General features: G+C 40.7%; 16 protein-coding genes. 7 read left to right on the top strand and 9 right to left on the bottom strand.

Going from position 1 to position 14,622, the window contains the following annotated elements; translation table 11 throughout:
- Window positions 1–84: 84 nt before the first annotated feature.
- A complete protein-coding gene (locus FCL54_RS06205) occupies window positions 85–1,374 on the bottom strand; it encodes a M48 family metallopeptidase (RefSeq protein WP_246055154.1) in 1,290 nt (429 codons plus the stop codon).
- Window positions 1,375–1,596: 222 nt separating this feature from the next.
- On the opposite strand from FCL54_RS06205, the gene FCL54_RS06200 reads away from it, so the two are divergent.
- The 3 genes from FCL54_RS06200 (at window position 1,597) to FCL54_RS06190 (ending at window position 3,950) form a co-directional block, all read left to right on the top strand.
- The gene (locus FCL54_RS06200; RefSeq protein ID WP_171016706.1) at window positions 1,597–2,238 is read left to right on the top strand and encodes a TrkA C-terminal domain-containing protein; all 642 of its coding nucleotides are present in this window, start codon (window positions 1,597–1,599) and stop codon (window positions 2,236–2,238) included.
- Window positions 2,239–2,360: 122 nt separating this feature from the next.
- A complete protein-coding gene (locus FCL54_RS06195; protein ID WP_138124282.1) occupies window positions 2,361–3,617 on the top strand; it encodes an MFS transporter in 1,257 nt (418 codons plus the stop codon).
- 48 nt (window positions 3,618–3,665) lie between these two features.
- A complete protein-coding gene (locus FCL54_RS06190; RefSeq protein ID WP_138124280.1) occupies window positions 3,666–3,950 on the top strand; it encodes a hypothetical protein in 285 nt (94 codons plus the stop codon).
- 10 nt (window positions 3,951–3,960) lie between these two features.
- Here the strand turns inward: FCL54_RS06190 and FCL54_RS06185 are convergent, their stop codons facing one another.
- The 7 genes from FCL54_RS06185 to FCL54_RS06155 form a co-directional block, all read right to left on the bottom strand.
- Window positions 3,961–4,599: a YitT family protein gene (locus tag FCL54_RS06185; RefSeq protein WP_246055153.1), complete on the bottom strand. Its 639-nt coding sequence runs from the start codon at window positions 4,597–4,599 to the stop codon at window positions 3,961–3,963.
- A 136-nt stretch (window positions 4,600–4,735) separates the two neighbouring features.
- On the bottom strand, window positions 4,736–5,329 hold the full coding sequence (gene cysC, locus FCL54_RS06180) for an adenylyl-sulfate kinase (RefSeq protein WP_138124279.1): 594 nt from the start codon (window positions 5,327–5,329) through the stop codon (window positions 4,736–4,738).
- A 25-nt stretch (window positions 5,330–5,354) separates the two neighbouring features.
- Window positions 5,355–6,503 carry a sulfate adenylyltransferase gene (sat, locus tag FCL54_RS06175; RefSeq protein WP_138124278.1) on the bottom strand — a complete coding sequence of 383 codons (1,149 nt, stop codon included), beginning with the start codon at window positions 6,501–6,503 and terminating at the stop codon, window positions 5,355–5,357.
- 31 nt (window positions 6,504–6,534) lie between these two features.
- Window positions 6,535–7,245 carry a phosphoadenylyl-sulfate reductase gene (locus FCL54_RS06170; RefSeq protein WP_138124277.1) on the bottom strand — a complete coding sequence of 237 codons (711 nt, stop codon included), beginning with the start codon at window positions 7,243–7,245 and terminating at the stop codon, window positions 6,535–6,537.
- Window positions 7,246–7,279: 34 nt separating this feature from the next.
- A complete protein-coding gene (locus FCL54_RS06165) occupies window positions 7,280–7,828 on the bottom strand; it encodes a histidine phosphatase family protein (RefSeq protein ID WP_138124276.1) in 549 nt (182 codons plus the stop codon).
- Window positions 7,794–8,579, bottom strand: a complete 786-nt coding sequence (locus FCL54_RS06160) for a phosphosulfolactate synthase (protein WP_138124275.1) — start codon at window positions 8,577–8,579, stop codon at window positions 7,794–7,796. The genes FCL54_RS06165 and FCL54_RS06160 overlap by 35 nt, the downstream gene beginning before the upstream one ends.
- A 203-nt stretch (window positions 8,580–8,782) precedes the next feature.
- Entirely contained in the window at window positions 8,783–9,616 is an 834-nt protein-coding gene (locus tag FCL54_RS06155) for an HAD family hydrolase (protein WP_138124273.1), read from the bottom strand.
- A gap of 225 nt (window positions 9,617–9,841) precedes the next feature.
- On the opposite strand from FCL54_RS06155, the gene FCL54_RS06150 reads away from it, so the two are divergent.
- From FCL54_RS06150 to phnE (FCL54_RS06135), 4 genes are all read left to right on the top strand, one after another.
- Window positions 9,842–10,777, top strand: a complete 936-nt coding sequence (locus FCL54_RS06150) for a phosphate/phosphite/phosphonate ABC transporter substrate-binding protein (RefSeq protein WP_138124271.1) — start codon at window positions 9,842–9,844, stop codon at window positions 10,775–10,777.
- A gap of 94 nt (window positions 10,778–10,871) precedes the next feature.
- Window positions 10,872–11,660 (top strand): phosphonate ABC transporter ATP-binding protein, encoded by a 789-nt coding sequence (gene phnC, locus FCL54_RS06145; protein ID WP_138124269.1) that lies wholly within the window; start codon window positions 10,872–10,874, stop codon window positions 11,658–11,660.
- On the top strand, window positions 11,644–12,456 hold the full coding sequence (gene phnE, locus FCL54_RS06140; RefSeq protein WP_138124267.1) for a phosphonate ABC transporter, permease protein PhnE: 813 nt from the start codon (window positions 11,644–11,646) through the stop codon (window positions 12,454–12,456). Before phnC ends, phnE (FCL54_RS06140) begins: the two co-directional genes overlap by 17 nt.
- On the top strand, window positions 12,456–13,262 hold the full coding sequence (gene phnE, locus FCL54_RS06135; RefSeq protein ID WP_138124265.1) for a phosphonate ABC transporter, permease protein PhnE: 807 nt from the start codon (window positions 12,456–12,458) through the stop codon (window positions 13,260–13,262). Before phnE (FCL54_RS06140) ends, phnE (FCL54_RS06135) begins: the two co-directional genes overlap by 1 nt.
- Window positions 13,263–13,470: 208 nt before the next feature.
- Here phnE (FCL54_RS06135) and FCL54_RS06130 read toward each other — a convergent pair whose 3' ends face one another.
- On the bottom strand, window positions 13,471–14,331 hold the full coding sequence (locus FCL54_RS06130; protein WP_171016705.1) for a Cof-type HAD-IIB family hydrolase: 861 nt from the start codon (window positions 14,329–14,331) through the stop codon (window positions 13,471–13,473).
- Between the last annotated feature and the right edge of the window lie 291 nt (window positions 14,332–14,622).

Here is a 14,622-nt window from a genome sequence, read left to right as displayed (position 1 = left end):
AACCAGTGTCCTCAATAATTGGGACTTCATAAGAAAAGAATGGCGCCATAAGTCACGCCATTCTTTTTCATTCCGTTAGTGCGTTCAATTAGAAGGAGCTTTCATTTTTTCCTTTTCTTTCGGCATGTAAGATTCTAAGAGGTGAATCCGTTCCAGCATTGTTGGATGCCCATAGCGGAAGAACTTGACCAGGCCTGGAGGGTTGACCTCACTCAGTCCGTTGATCGTAAGTTCCTGAAACGCTCCGATTGCGGCCTCCGGATCCTCTGTCATTTCAATCGCATATACATCCGAGTCGTTCTCCGCACTTCGCGATACCGCATTTTCAATCGGCCCAACTAAAAAGGAAAGCAAAGAGAAGATTAGCAGAAGTACCGGAAGCGATGCGATATCGTTAATACCGCTTACCCCCCATTTTTCCCCGTATCTGGCTACTGCCCATTTCAGCAGCTTTGCCCCTATATACAGGCCTATTAAGCTAAGGAAAATCGAGGCAAACAAATTAAAGTAAAGGTGATGCATCACAAAGTGCCCCATCTCATGTGCCATTACAAACAATATCTCGTCGTCTTCCAGTGTGTTTAATGTTGTATCCCACAACACTATTCTGAGATTGGAACCGATCCCTGTAACATACGCGTTTAGAGCATTCGTTTTTTCAGACATATCTACTTCGAAGACCCGTTCTGCCGGGATATCGGCTCTTGAAGCCATAGATAATATTTTTTCTTCTAGCTGTTTGTCTTCAAGACGGTAAAAATCATTGTAAAGCGGGTCGATCACTACCGGCTGAATAAACATCATAAATACCGTAAAAGGAACGGAGAGCAGCCAGGCGTACAGCCACCATTTTTTCGGCTTCCGGTTCATGAAAAAATAAATGACAAACACTGTAAGAATCATAAACAGGTTGCTGACCCAGAAGCTGATAAACAAATCCTTCATCCAGCTTGAAAAAGACTGGGTGGAGATTTCATAGGCCTGGGATACTTGATAGTTAATATAATCCAACGGAAAGGTCAGGATTAAATTAATGCACATTAGCAGGATGACATAGATGGCGATTTGTACAAAAGAAAATCTTGATATCCCTTTGCTCCAGTTTCGGAACACTCTCGAAAGGCCAAAATACAGCACAAACAAATATATGCCCCATTCTAATGGAATCGAGACAAAGTAGATCAACGATTTAATTCTAGAAAACTCATGGCTTAGTTCTAGCTGCCTTGCATTCATAAATGTTGCAGGGTCTGCCGATGTTCCTTTATACACATTTGGAAGCTCCGTATTTGCACCAAAGAACAAATACCAGCCAATTAAAAGTGTATAAATAACAAAAAGGACCCCAAACCAGATTGAAAACCGTTTCTTCACATAACTGTCCCCCTTGTCCTCTCTTCTCATTCTTTACTATTTGTACTTGTCTTATCACCAATTAGAACCAAAACCCACTGTTTTATTTTTTTCAAGAAAGGGAAGTATTTTGAATAGTATTTTATTCACACGACTGAGGTGGTACTTATCGGATACCTTTTTATTTTAATATATTGTGTCATTGTTTTCCTTGTAATTGAGATTTCGGTCGTTCTTTTTATTTTGACGGGACTCGAAAAGGATGTAGCAAGGTTCCAGGCGATCTCCATCATTACCAGAACAGGATATACGACAAAAGAGGCTGAAACCGTTTCAAGCCATCCTGTTAGGAGGCATATCGGTGCTTTTCTAATACTGTTTGGATTATTTTCACTTGCTGTCATCATCTCCAGCATCAGCACTCTCCTGGCTGATAACTTTTATACAATGAAATCCATTTATATCACAATTGCTCTTGTTATCATTTTACTTCTGTTAAAAACACCTGTCATACAAAAAAACATCAGTAACAGGATTCAAGAACGAGAATACGAAAAATACGTCCTACAGGATCTGCCTATCGATGAAGTCCTTTTAGTCAGGGATAGTGATGTTTTAATCGATCTTGAAGTATACAGTGATTCTGATTTATTAAACAAAACAATAAAAGATGTGTTAGTAGCCGATGAAGATATTAATTTCTTATTTATTAAAAGAGGAGATGTTGTTATAAGAAAAGAACGATACTTGACAAAAATTTCCGAAGGAGACAAATTATTTCTTTACGGGAACAAATACGATATAAAAAAAGTATTTGATGAAGATTTGAAACGGTATAAAGAAAGAAAAAATATTGATATACCCATTAGCTTTGATTCTAATTAACCTTTCGAACCCGGCCAGCCGGGTTTCTTTTTTTTCAAAAATACAAAAAGAATAGTTCAGGCTAAATAAGAAATACTATTCAAGCGTTTAATTTTTTCTTTTAAAAGGAGTTGTAATTGCCGTTGTCAGCTCAAAAACCAACAGGACTATCCATCACGGCGATCAGTTCAATCCCCTTGATCCTTGTACTCGGGAACTCGATGCTGATTCCGATTTTACCAAAAATGAAATCTGAATTAAATATTTCGCAATTCCAGGTAAGCCTTGTGATCACAGTATTTTCCATTGCGGCAGCAGTTTCAATTCCGATACTAGGTTATTTATCTGATCGTTTTTCAAGAAAAGCGATTATTATTCCCGCTCTTATACTTTATGGATCAGGCGGTTTACTTGCCGGAATGGCAGCTGCATGGTTTGCCAAAGCCTATTTTTGGATTATCGCAGGAAGGGTCTTACAGGGAATCGGTGCTGCAGGAACCGCTCCGATCGCTATGGCTCTGACGGGTGACCTATTTAAAGGCGGGGATCAGAGTAAAGTTCTCGGACTCGTAGAAGCATCCAACGGGTTCGGAAAAGTAATTTCCCCCATTATCGGTTCATTATTGGCACTATTGTTCTGGTATGCCGCATTTTTTGCTTTTCCAGCTTTTGTTATTGTTTCAGTTCTGCTCACCTTGTTTTTTGTCAAAGAAAAAAAGAAAAAGGAAGAGCCTCCAACGCTAAAAAAATACGTCAAAGGATTATTCACTGTATTTAAACATGAAGGAAGATGGCTGTTTACTGCATATCTGGCAGGTTCGACTTGCTTGTTTACGTTATTTGGCATTCTATTTTACCTGTCGGATGTCCTTGAAAAGCAATATAACATAGACGGTGTCATGAAAGGGCTGGTCCTTGCGATTCCTCTTTTATTCATGACAACCACCTCCTATATAACAGGAGCTAAAATCAAGAAAAACCAGTATCTGATGAAGACATTGATTGTTATCGGCCTGTTATTAATGACAAGTTCATTTGCAACGCTTGTGTTTTTCCAGAAGCTGGTGCCATTTATTTCTGTTCTGGTTTTCAGCAGTATCGGAACCGGGCTTGTCCTTCCTTGTATTAACAGTTTTATTACAGGTTCAGTAGGAAAAGAAAAACGCGGATTCGTTACATCTCTTTATGGGTCTGTCCGTTTTCTTGGTGTAGCGATCGGCCCTCCTATCTACGGTTTTCTGATGGGATGGTCAAGGGCAGGCATGTTTCTCTCTACAGCAGGATTAACACTGTTTGTAGCACTTCTCTCTGTTCTTCTTATCCATGTTAAAAAAGAAGGAAGCGAAGGAAAAGAAGCCAAGCTTGGAGATACTTTGTTCTCGAAGCTGCAGCTTAAATAGTTCAACAACGAAATATTTTAAGATGACGATCTCCAGGAGGTAAACACGATGCAAATTTACTTTTCACCGGAACTTTTACAGCCGGAGTCCCAGGTATTAAATATTATTGATCAAAATGGCAAAGCAGTAGGATATTGCGCATTTATCTTTGATGAGAAAAAAATGTACGCTTACGGCCAGGTAGAAGAAAATGTGAGTGAAGACTTTAAAGATTTGGTTTTACCGTATATTAAGGGGCTGTCTAAAACCAAACCGGAGCTCGATGTATTTTCTTATTTAACAGTCGGCGGAAAGAAGCTGGATATCAGCCAGGAAGAGGGGCAAGAAGGATAACCTATCCTTCTTACCTTTTCCTCCATCCCACCGATAAAGCGAGTGGCTGTTTTAGTTGGAATCGATAAACAAAGTCAATGACCTTTGTCGAAAGCCACTGGCATAAAACTGCATACACCACGACCGACATATTTACTACAGAAGCTGTCAAAATAAAAATAATTAAATTAATCCAGAACATTGCCTTTCCCGGGGGACATCTTCTATACGATGCGATTACAAGAGCCGGGATCACCATCCCTCCGCTTGATGCTCCGTTTCTGATCAATAGTCCTACACCTAATCCAAAGACTAGTCCTCCAACTATTAAGTCAATCCATAAAGATACATGGGGCATGTACATTGTCTTGCCAATCACATTCACCGTATATGAAGTGATCGTAACGGAAAACATTGTTCTCATTGTCCATCCGTACCCAAAGCTATTTATGGCAAGAACCAGAAGTAAGAAGTTAACGAGCCATAGTGAAAATCCAAGCGAAAGATGAAACCAATGGTTCAAAAGAATAGCAGTTCCTGCCGCCCCACCGGATGGGATCCCATGCGGAAACAAAAACAAGGACATCGCCAGTCCCTGCAGGACAGCTCCTCCCAGCAAAAAAAAGTACCGGTTTACTTCTCGCTTTATCAGCCGTCTATTCCATAACACTATCACAACCCCTACTCCGTGTTTAGGCTTGTTTAAATGTAATTTAAAACCAGTTTATTTTATGAGCCTGCAACTTATGTATAAAAATAAGCATTCACTTCATGTAAAAATAAAAAGCAGAGCTTCGCCTGCTTTTTTAAACGATTTTTTTCTTAACTAGAAGGCCGATCACCTTTTCTACAGCTTTTGCGATTGATTCTGTGTCCGTTTCAAGGGTCAGCGCTGGGTTTGTTGGTTCTTCATAAGGGGACCCGATTCCAGTAAAATCGTTAATCTCTCCGCTCCTCGCTTTTCGATAAAGTCCTTTAGGATCCCTGTTTTCACAAACTTGAAGGGGACATTTGACATAGATCTCGAAAAATTCGTCCTCATTGAACAACTCGCAAATCTGTTCCCGGTCCTGGCGAAAAGGGGAAATAAAAGCAGTTGTAACGATACTACCACTGTCAACAAAAAGCTTCGCAACTTCCCCTATACGACGAATATTTTCCTGCCTGTCTTCTTTAGCAAAGCCCAGATCTTTATTTAATCCATGTCTTATGTTGTCTCCATCAAGCACATAGCTATGGATCCCCATCCGATAGAGGGCATGATCTACTGCATTAGCAAGGGTAGATTTTCCGGACCCTGACAATCCGGTAAACCAGAGCACACAGCTTTTATGATTATTTAACCGCTGCCGGTCCTTTTTTGTGATTGTTGTTTGGTGCCATTTTAAATTATTGTTCATTGTTTCCTCCCCCTTCCACCTCCTACTATCGTTGGACAGTCACTTCATTCATCCCTCGTATCAACACTTCGATTACTTCCGGACGGCTGAATTGTTTTGGCGGTTTTTCACCGTTCCTTAACATTTGTCTCACTTTTGTTCCTGATAAGATAAGACGGTCCTCAAGCCCATGTGGACATGTTTTATCAGAAGCCATGTTTTCGCATTTGGTACAATAAAAACTATGATCAAAAAACAGTGTTTTAATCCCAAGCTCCTCCTCTGTAAAATTGCTGAAAATCTTCTGGGCATCATATGTGCCGTAATAATTTCCAACACCTGCATGATCACGGCCTACTACAAAGTGAGTACAGCCAAAATTTTTCCTGACAATCGCATGAAATACCGCTTCTCTTGGTCCAGCGTACCGCATTGCAGCTGGAAACACAGATAAAAACACCCTGTTTTTCGGATAATAATTTTCTAACAGGACTTCATAGCTTTCAAGCCTAATATTTGCAGGAATGTCATCCGGTTTTGTTTCCCCCACTAGCGGATGAAGCAGGAGGCCATCCACAGTCTCAAGCGCAGATTTTTGAATGTATTCGTGGGCCCGGTGGACTGGATTTCGCGTTTGGAAGCCTACAACTGTGCTCCAGCCTTTCTCTTTAAAAATCCTTCTTGTTTCTTCTGGTTCAAAATAGTAACCGGTAAAGTTTTCCCTAACCGGTCTTCTTGTTAGGATTATTGGACCTGCAACATACCAATCGGCCCGGTTCATCAGTTTCTCCACGCCGGGATGCACCAGTTCTGTAGTACGGAACACATGCCTGGCTTCTACTGTTTTGTCCGGCTTATATACTTCTTCCACCTTTATATAGCCATAGGAAACTCCGTCTTTAACTAATTTTACTTTCTGGCCTGCCACTAGATCTTCAGATACTTTTTGCGAAACAGGAAGCGTAACCGGAAGCGACCATGGCTCTCCGTTGGCCAGACGCATGTGATGGACAACGGAGTCATAATCTTTTTTGCCAAGAAATCCTGTTAAGGGACTGTATCCACCGTTTGCAATTAGTTCAAGATCACTTAGGGCCATATCATCCAGTTCAATTTCTCTTGCCAGCGTCTCCACTGATTGTGTAACATCGATTCGGTTAACCAGCTTTCCTCCATGCGGTTTGCTTAGACACACAGCTAATCCCCCTATCAAGTCATTCTGTTAGTTACCGAAAGTGTAGCCCGCATTCCGTTTTGGTGTGCTTTGCCCACCTGCCTGAACGGCTGTCGCCTGTTTCAGCTGCCGGGACTGTGCACATTTCACATCCAATACTCGGATATCCACGGTCGTGCAGTTCATTGTACGGCAAATCATTTAAATTAATATAGGTCCATATATCTTCCCAGGTCCACTGGATTAAAGGGCAAATTTTAACAGATTTAAACTTTTCATCTTTGTTAATATATTCTGTTTTTGCCCTTGCAGGCGATTGTTCTCTCCTCAACCCTGATATCCAGGCCTCTGCTCCAGCCAGGGCTTTTTCAAGCGGTTGAATTTTCCTTATATAACAGCACCGATTAGGATCCCTGTGCCAGAGTTCTTCTCCGCATTGTTCTGATTGTTCTTCTAGCGTGAGTTCAGGTTTAAGGAATTGTATATTCAATAATGGGTATTTTTCTTTCATCTGTTGAATTAAACGGTATGTTTCTTTAAAGTGAAGGTCTGTATCAAGGAATACGATTTTCGCGTGTTTTTCCACTTTATAAATCAAGTCGATCAACACGATACCTTCCGCCCCAAAGCTACAGGCATAAACAAGTTTTTCTCCATAAGTCGCGTATGCCCATTTAATAACTTCCATGTAATCCTTCAGGCTTTCTATTACTTCCTGTGCCTTTCGATCGTTCCAGGTGTTGTAAGATAACGCTTCATTCATTCCTATCCCTCCATTTAACGGCAATCAGATAGGTTTACCGGATTGCTTCCGTTAAATCGGCCAAAATTTCCAACTGGTTGTTTTCCATTAGTATCCGATTCATAAGGTTTATATTTCCTACTTTTTCAATCGACTTTACAGCCCTAATCCACGATCCGTGTCCAAATAAGAGAATGCTATCATAGCGGCTGTATTTTTGAAGAAAAGTAATGATCCGCCCTTCAAAATCTACTAACTTCTCTCCAAGTGAAAGCTGTAATGGGTCTTCCACCCACTCGGGGGTTTCGTTTATCATCTCCGATTTCGGTCTTCCTTCGTATATACCGAAATCGAGCTCATCGAGAAGAGGTTCGATCGTTGTGGCCTGATAACCGTATTGTTCAGCAGTTTGCTGGGTTCTGATCAAGGAGCTCGTTAGAATGAGATCAAAAGGCTCTGCCTGCTTTAACTGTTTTTTATTCTCAAAAATTTTAGCTTTATAGTTTGTTATTTCATATAAAGAGATTGGTATATCCCTTCTGCCCTGCAGCAGACCTTTTTTATTCCAATCAGTAGGAAGATGTCTTATCGCAACTAATCTCATTCTGAACCTCCATGAAAAATGTCTCATTCCTTAATCCGCAACGCTGTGCTTCAAGCAACAGAACATCCTGGATTTTTACATTGCCGAGATTTACGTTAGGGCCGATCTGATTAATAAAAAACATCTGATGCTTCGCGTGGGGCGCTTCAAAGATCACTTTTTGTGGATCAATATTTTGAAGTATGTCTTTTAACAAGCCATCCCTTACTTTTCCGGTTTTATCATATATGCCCGCTGTTCCTGAGTCTCTGCCTTCAGTTATGACATATTTACAGCCAGCTTCTAACAGTGCATCTAATTCCGCTGTCCATTGAGACAGAGGCATCACTATTTCTGCATCTTTTGATCCGACTTCACCAATCACGTTGAAGTTTTGTTTAAGAGTAGAAACCAGGTCAAGGCGCTTATCGATATCGATATCGAGCACACCTGTCGAAACTTCAATCCATTCCACATTATGCTTCGCCAGGAATGTCAGGTAATTATCCAGTTTACCCTGGTGATAGAACTTCTCAAACAGGGTTCCGCCAAAATAAGGTTTGACATTATGTTTTTTATATAACGCTAATTTTTCTTCAATGTTTGGTGTTACATATGCAGAGCCGACTCCGATTTTAGCGATGTCGATATAGCTGTGGTAATCCACCAAGATATGCTCAAGCTGTCCTACAGGCATTCCGAAGTCAACGATTGAAGTTATGCCATACTCCCGGTCTTTTTCTGTCCGTACTGGCAAGTTCAAGAATTCCATTAGGCAAACACCTCCTAGTTTCGTATGTTATTCAATGGGCGAATGATGAGTGCGCGTTAGACAATGGTAAATTGTAAGATTTCGAAAAAGGACAGATGGAAGATAATTTGGGAGCTCATTTTTTAGGAGAGAGCAAAGGGTTATCGCTTCGGGGTTCGAATATAAACAAGAGCATAAAAAAAACCGCAAAGTGCGGCGGGTAATTAATTATTAAAGACTTCCTCCATACTATGGATTACGGATAGATCTTTATGCTCTACTTCAGGGCGATGTGGCTGGATAAACAATGCTTTCATGCCCATTGAAAGAGCAGGTGCAATTTCATTGATAAAGTTGTCTCCAATTGAAAGCACATCTTTTGGGTCGAGGTTATATGTTTCAAGCAATGTTTGAAAATGCTTTTCTGTGTTTGCCGGCTTAAGCGCGGATGTGATCTTATGATGGAAAATACCATCTAAGTCAAGCTCATTTAATAGTCGCTCTACATCATCAGCGTCACTGTTCGTCATTAAAACAAGCTGTTTTCCATCCTTCAGTTGATGCAACCCTTCCTTTAAGCCTGGCGTTTTTGTCAGCTGGAATTCATCGGTTACCATGTATTCCTTAGTGGCAATATAACAGGCATATGTTTCCTTTACCGACAATCCAAAATGTCTGCCAGTCACATAAGGAAGCCACCAGCCATCACCGATCGCAATCATGCTCTCAAAATCAAATACCAGCTTGTCACTATAGGTTTTTTCGACTTCCTCTTTACTCCATTCTGTTGCATCCCAGTTATGTACTTGTACAACTTCCAATGATAAGGGATCCAGCGTCAATACTGTGTCCCTTTGGATATCATATGCTTTTCCGATAGACACGATATGTTCTCCTGCTTTCATTCTTTGATAGTTTTCTTCAAACCTCTCTTGAAGTTCATCAGGGAGACGCTCTTTCATCAAATTTCCGTAATAATCAAAGTGATCTGTATCCTCGTAAAGTGTCCCGTCAAGGTCAAATATGATTAATTTAGCATCGTCTATTAAATCTTTCACAATCCTCGCCCCTTTTTTTCAAAAAAACTATACTAAGTTTACGATAAGATACATAAAGAAACAAATTATCAAGCATGAAAAAAATGTAATCTTTTGTACTAAATTGTAAAAAAAGTGTAAAAGTAATGAAAAATATATGGTAAAATTTAATAGCGTCCTACATACTGGGACTTGTGGCATGGTTCTCATGACACCAATCGACAATTTTTAGGGGGAAAAGGAAAAATGAAGAAGCTTTTAAGTCTTATGCTTGTTCTTGTTCTTGCATTAGGTCTTGCTGCTTGCGGAACAAACAACGAGGAAGGCGCCAATAATGGCGGAAACAACGGCGGAGGAGAATCCGGCGGAGAGACACCTGAAAAAATCATTATGGGCTTTGTACCTTCTCAAGATTCTGATGAAATCGCTGGCACAGTTGAACCTCTTGCAAAACAGCTTGAAGAAGAAATCGGAATTCCGGTTGAAGGAAAAGTTATGACAAACTATTCCGCTCTTGTTGAAGCAATGGGAAGCAATCAAGTTCAAATTGGTTTCTTACCTGCATTCGGTTATGTACTTGCTCACCAAAAACACGGTGTTGAAGTAATTCTTAAATCTGAGCGCCATGGAAGTGACACTTACCGTGCGCAATACGTTGTTCGCGCTGACTCTGGTATCGAGAACCTTGAAGACTTAGAAGGAAAAGTATGGGCTGTTCCAGATCTCACTTCTACAAGTGGTTTCTTATTCCCGGCAGCACAAATCATGGACAAGTTTGACGTGAAAGATGTTCAAACTGAATTCTTCAGCGACACAATTCAAGCTGGCGGCCATGACAATGCGGTCATCTCTGTATTAGAAGGCGATGCAGATGTAGCAACTACATTTGACGATGCCCGTACTACTATCGAGGAAGACTACCCTGAAGTAATGGACAAAACAAAAGTTATCGGTTATACAGAAGATATTCCAAACGATACGATCTCTGTGACGAAAGAACTTAGCGATGACCTTCAAAAGAAAATTAAAGAAGCATTCCTTTCTTTCAATGATAATGAAGATATGATTAAAATCATGAACGAAGTGTATAGCTGGGATGCGATTCGTGAAGCAAACAACGACGAGTATAAAGTTGTAGCTGACACATACGAAAAATTCAAAGATACCATTACGCTTGACTAATAAATGGATTGATTAAAGCGGGGAGAAGCGTGCTTCTCCCCCTTTTTTTGGGCAAAAACATAAAGATATTATGCTAAATTGAAGGGGAATCAAAATGATAGAATTTAAAGATGTTTCTCTGGTTTATCCAAATGGAACACAGGGGCTAAAGAACGTTAACACCAACATCAAAGAAGGCGAATTCGTTGTTATTGTAGGCCTTTCGGGTGCAGGAAAATCAACATTTATCCGTAGCATCAACCGTCTTGTTACACCAACGTCCGGCCAGCTTTTAGTGGAGGATGAAAATATTCTAGCCTATAAAGGTAAGTCAATGAGAAAACTCCGTACGAAAGTCGGAATGATTTTCCAAAACTATAATCTTGTAAAACGTTCTACGGTTATGAAAAACGTTATCTCCGGTCGTCTTGGTCACACCGGTACTTTTAAAAGTATCTTTAACCTTTATCCTAAAGAAGACTTTGCGCTGGCTTATGAAAGCCTTAAGCGTGTAAATATAGAGGAAAAAGTTTATTCCCGCGCCGACCAATTGAGCGGCGGGCAACAGCAGCGTGTATCGATCGCCCGTGTTTTAACCCAACAGCCGAAAATCATCCTGGCTGATGAGCCTGTAGCGAGTCTTGACCCACCAACCTCCCACCAGGTTATGAAATATTTAAAGCAGATCAACCGTGAAGATAAGATTACCACGATCGTTAACCTTCACTTTATCGATATGGCGATGGAATATGCCGATCGCATTATCGGCATGCGTGCCGGGGAAGTGGTGTTTGACGGACCTGCAAGTGAAGTAACAGAGCAAACGTTTGAAGAAATTTACGGCCGTAAAATTCGCGAAGATGATATCCGGGGAGGGAAAGAGGAAGATGAGCAGCACTCCTAATGTCACTTCTAAAACGCCGACAAGTGTCGTTTCGGGTAAAACCAAAGCTAGAATGACAGCAATTCTGTCTGTCATAATCGGATTCTATCTCTGGAGTTCATTTGAAACGGATTCGTTTATAACAAACTTTGATGCTGAATTCTGGACTAATACCTGGAATATGGTGATCCAGCTTTTCCCGCCTAACTGGAACTATGCACAGGTTGTATGGCCAAAGCTTATCGAAACGATTCATATGGCGATCATTGCCACAACGATCGCAGCAATCCTTTGTATTCCTTTGAGTTTGCTGGCCGCCAATAACATCGTTACAAGTAAGTTTCTTTACAACATTGTGAAAGCCTTTTTAAACATCCTTCGTACGATTCCTGATATCATATTAGCCGTTATTTTCGTTGGGTTGTTTGGAATCGGTGTATTCCCGGGAATCCTTGCCCTTATCATCTTTTCCCTGGGGATTCTGGCCAAGTTAATCAGTGAGACCATCGAAGCGATTGACAATAATCCTCTTGAAGCAATCCGTGCTTCCGGTGGTAACACGCTTCAAGTAATCTGGTATGCAGTAGTTCCTCAAATTCTTCCGCAGTTTGTTTCATTTACTTTATATGTATTTGAGATCAACATTCGTGCCTCCGTCGTTCTAGGACTTGTAGGAGCGGGCGGAATCGGGTTATTACTGCAGCAACAGATTAACTTTTTGGCGTATCAAAACGTATTCACTTTAATCGTAATCGTATTTGTTGTTGTGGTCATTATCGACTATATCAGTAATAAGCTAAGGGAGGGCCTTCTATAATGGAAATGAACATGCCTCCTAAACCAAAAAGATCGTCAAAAAAGCTAGTAAAAAGGTTTATTATAAGCATTTCGTTAGTCGCCCTGTATCTCTGGACATTTTTATCGATCAACGACATCATCAAATGGGACCGGGTATTCAGTGAAAGAACGATTACAAACTTTGACCGGGTAATACCGAAGCTGTTCTCTCCTGATTACGCTTCATTCGGAAAAGTAATGGAGAAAATGGTCGAAACATTGTTTATTGCTTATGCAGGTTCGCTTATGGCAGCGATTCTTGCCGTACCGTTTGCCTTTCTTGCAGCATCCAACATGGTCCGCAATAAGTTCTTGAACACCCTTGGAAAATGGATTTTAAACGCTGTCCGTACTTTTCCAGAAATCATGCTTGCATTGATCTTTGTTGCGGCGATCGGCCCGAACGCGTTCGCAGGGGTTCTTGCAATCGGACTGCATTCGATCGGTATGCTTGGTAAACTGTATTCCGAAGTAATTGAGTCGATCGACATGCACGTTGTGGAAGCGATGGAAGCGAATGGAGCAAACAAGATCCAGATCCTGTTTTACGGAATCATTCCTCAAGTAATCCCGGAGTTCTTGTCTTATGCGATTTACCGTTTTGAAATCGACGTAAGGGCTTCTACGATTCTTGGGATTATCGGAGCTGGAGGTATCGGTACGCTCATCGTTATCTCGGTTGCAAACCGTAACTGGAACGAAGTCGGCATGATCCTTCTTGTAATTATCGTGGTCGTTACGATCATCGACTACCTCAGTGCCTTCATTCGTAAGCGGATTGTGTAAAAACGTTGGAAAAAATAAAAAAAAAGCAAAGCCGGTAGGGGTGCCGGTTTTGCTTATTTTAATGCTCTCATTTTTGCTTGGCCAATTAAAAAGGTGATGCGCGCATCCAAAGTTGGAAAAAATCATCGTAGGGATTGTCTCCCATGGTAGCTTCATTCCCAGAATTTTGAACAGCCAAACTCTTCCAAATAAATTCAGTCAAATCCTACTATTTCCCGTCTGCCAAAAACTTTTCGATCGCATGTGCTACACCATGTTCTTCATTGCTTTTAGTAATAAACGTGCACATTTTTTGGATTTCTTCCTCTGCATTTCCCATTGCAGCTGAGATGCCGGCTGCTTTAAACATCGACACGTCGTTGTAGTTGTCTCCAACGGCCATCGTTTGTTTTAAAGGAATGTTCTTGCGCTCTGTAAAGTTTTTTAATGCAATACCCTTTTGTGCATTCTGATGGTTTATTTCAAGGTTATTATACCCGGAAGTAGTGACCACTACATTTTCGATTTGATCAATCTGCTCCCTTACCTTTTCAAGTGCAGGGTCTTTTGAAAAGCTAAGCAGCTTGTAAACTTCGATATTGGGCTGTTCTAAAACTTCATTATAATCCGTAACATGGATCAGTTTTAAATCTTCAAACTGCTGCTCTGCCCCTTTTACAAGTTCTTCCCTGGTCATATCAGGATTGGCGTTCTTCATAATACCGATAATAATCTTTATCGTCCCTTCATAATCATCCGTGTATATCCCATTGTTGGTGAAGACCTGATAATAAATATTATTGTCTTCTAAGGTTCTCTTCATCTGTTGAACCTGATCTAATTGAAGCGAAACGCTCGCAAGAACACTGCCGTCTTCATTTCTTATCTCGGCTCCGTTATAGCAAATAGCTGGTAACGTGAGGCCGGAACGTTCGAGCGGACGCAATGCACCAGTGTACGCTCTTCCGGTTGCAAGAACGACAGTAACGCCTTGCTGCTGTGCTTTTTGAATCGCTTCGATGTTTTCTCTACTTACTTCCTGCATTTCGTTCAATAACGTACCGTCCATGTCGATCGCTATGCATTTCATCATATTCATCCTTTTCTAGAATTAGAGTGCAATTTAATATTTACAGTAAACCATATTCCCTTCCATTTTCCAAATGGTTCGTTTTATCGGATGAAGTATGATAGCTAAGTATTCTGCCTAAAAAGGGTTACAGCATTCGACTGGTATAAGGGAAACCCATTACAAAATTAATGTGGATTTCCTATCGGCTTTTTCACAGACAAAGTATATTTTCGTAGCGGGTTCGGCACCACAATATCGTTTTAATGTAATGGATAGTCGAAAAACTAGAAATAAATAATAAAAAAATCC

The sequence above is a fragment of the Exobacillus caeni genome, from assembly GCF_005747095.1.
GTDB classification, from domain to species: domain Bacteria; phylum Bacillota; class Bacilli; order Bacillales; family Guptibacillaceae; genus Exobacillus; species Exobacillus caeni.
The sequence above is the reverse complement of the archived record's forward strand: the minus strand, read 5'-3'. Positions and strand labels throughout refer to the sequence as shown.

Coding starts and splice junctions, on each gene's coding strand:
- FCL54_RS06190 (WP_138124280.1), top strand. CDS start 3,666: ATGCAAATTTACTTTTCACCGGAACTTTTACAGCCGGAGTCCCAGGTA.
- cysC (WP_138124279.1), bottom strand. CDS start 5,329: ATGAACAATAATTTAAAATGGCACCAAACAACAATCACAAAAAAGGAC.
- FCL54_RS06170 (WP_138124277.1), bottom strand. CDS start 7,245: ATGAATGAAGCGTTATCTTACAACACCTGGAACGATCGAAAGGCACAG.
- FCL54_RS06165 (WP_138124276.1), bottom strand. CDS start 7,828: ATGAGATTAGTTGCGATAAGACATCTTCCTACTGATTGGAATAAAAAA.
- FCL54_RS06160 (WP_138124275.1), bottom strand. CDS start 8,579: ATGGAATTCTTGAACTTGCCAGTACGGACAGAAAAAGACCGGGAGTAT.
- FCL54_RS06150 (WP_138124271.1), top strand. CDS start 9,842: ATGAAGAAGCTTTTAAGTCTTATGCTTGTTCTTGTTCTTGCATTAGGT.
- phnC (WP_138124269.1), top strand. CDS start 10,872: ATGATAGAATTTAAAGATGTTTCTCTGGTTTATCCAAATGGAACACAG.
- phnE (WP_138124267.1), top strand. CDS start 11,644: ATGAGCAGCACTCCTAATGTCACTTCTAAAACGCCGACAAGTGTCGTT.
- phnE (WP_138124265.1), top strand. CDS start 12,456: ATGGAAATGAACATGCCTCCTAAACCAAAAAGATCGTCAAAAAAGCTA.
- FCL54_RS06130 (WP_171016705.1), bottom strand. CDS start 14,331: ATGAAATGCATAGCGATCGACATGGACGGTACGTTATTGAACGAAATG.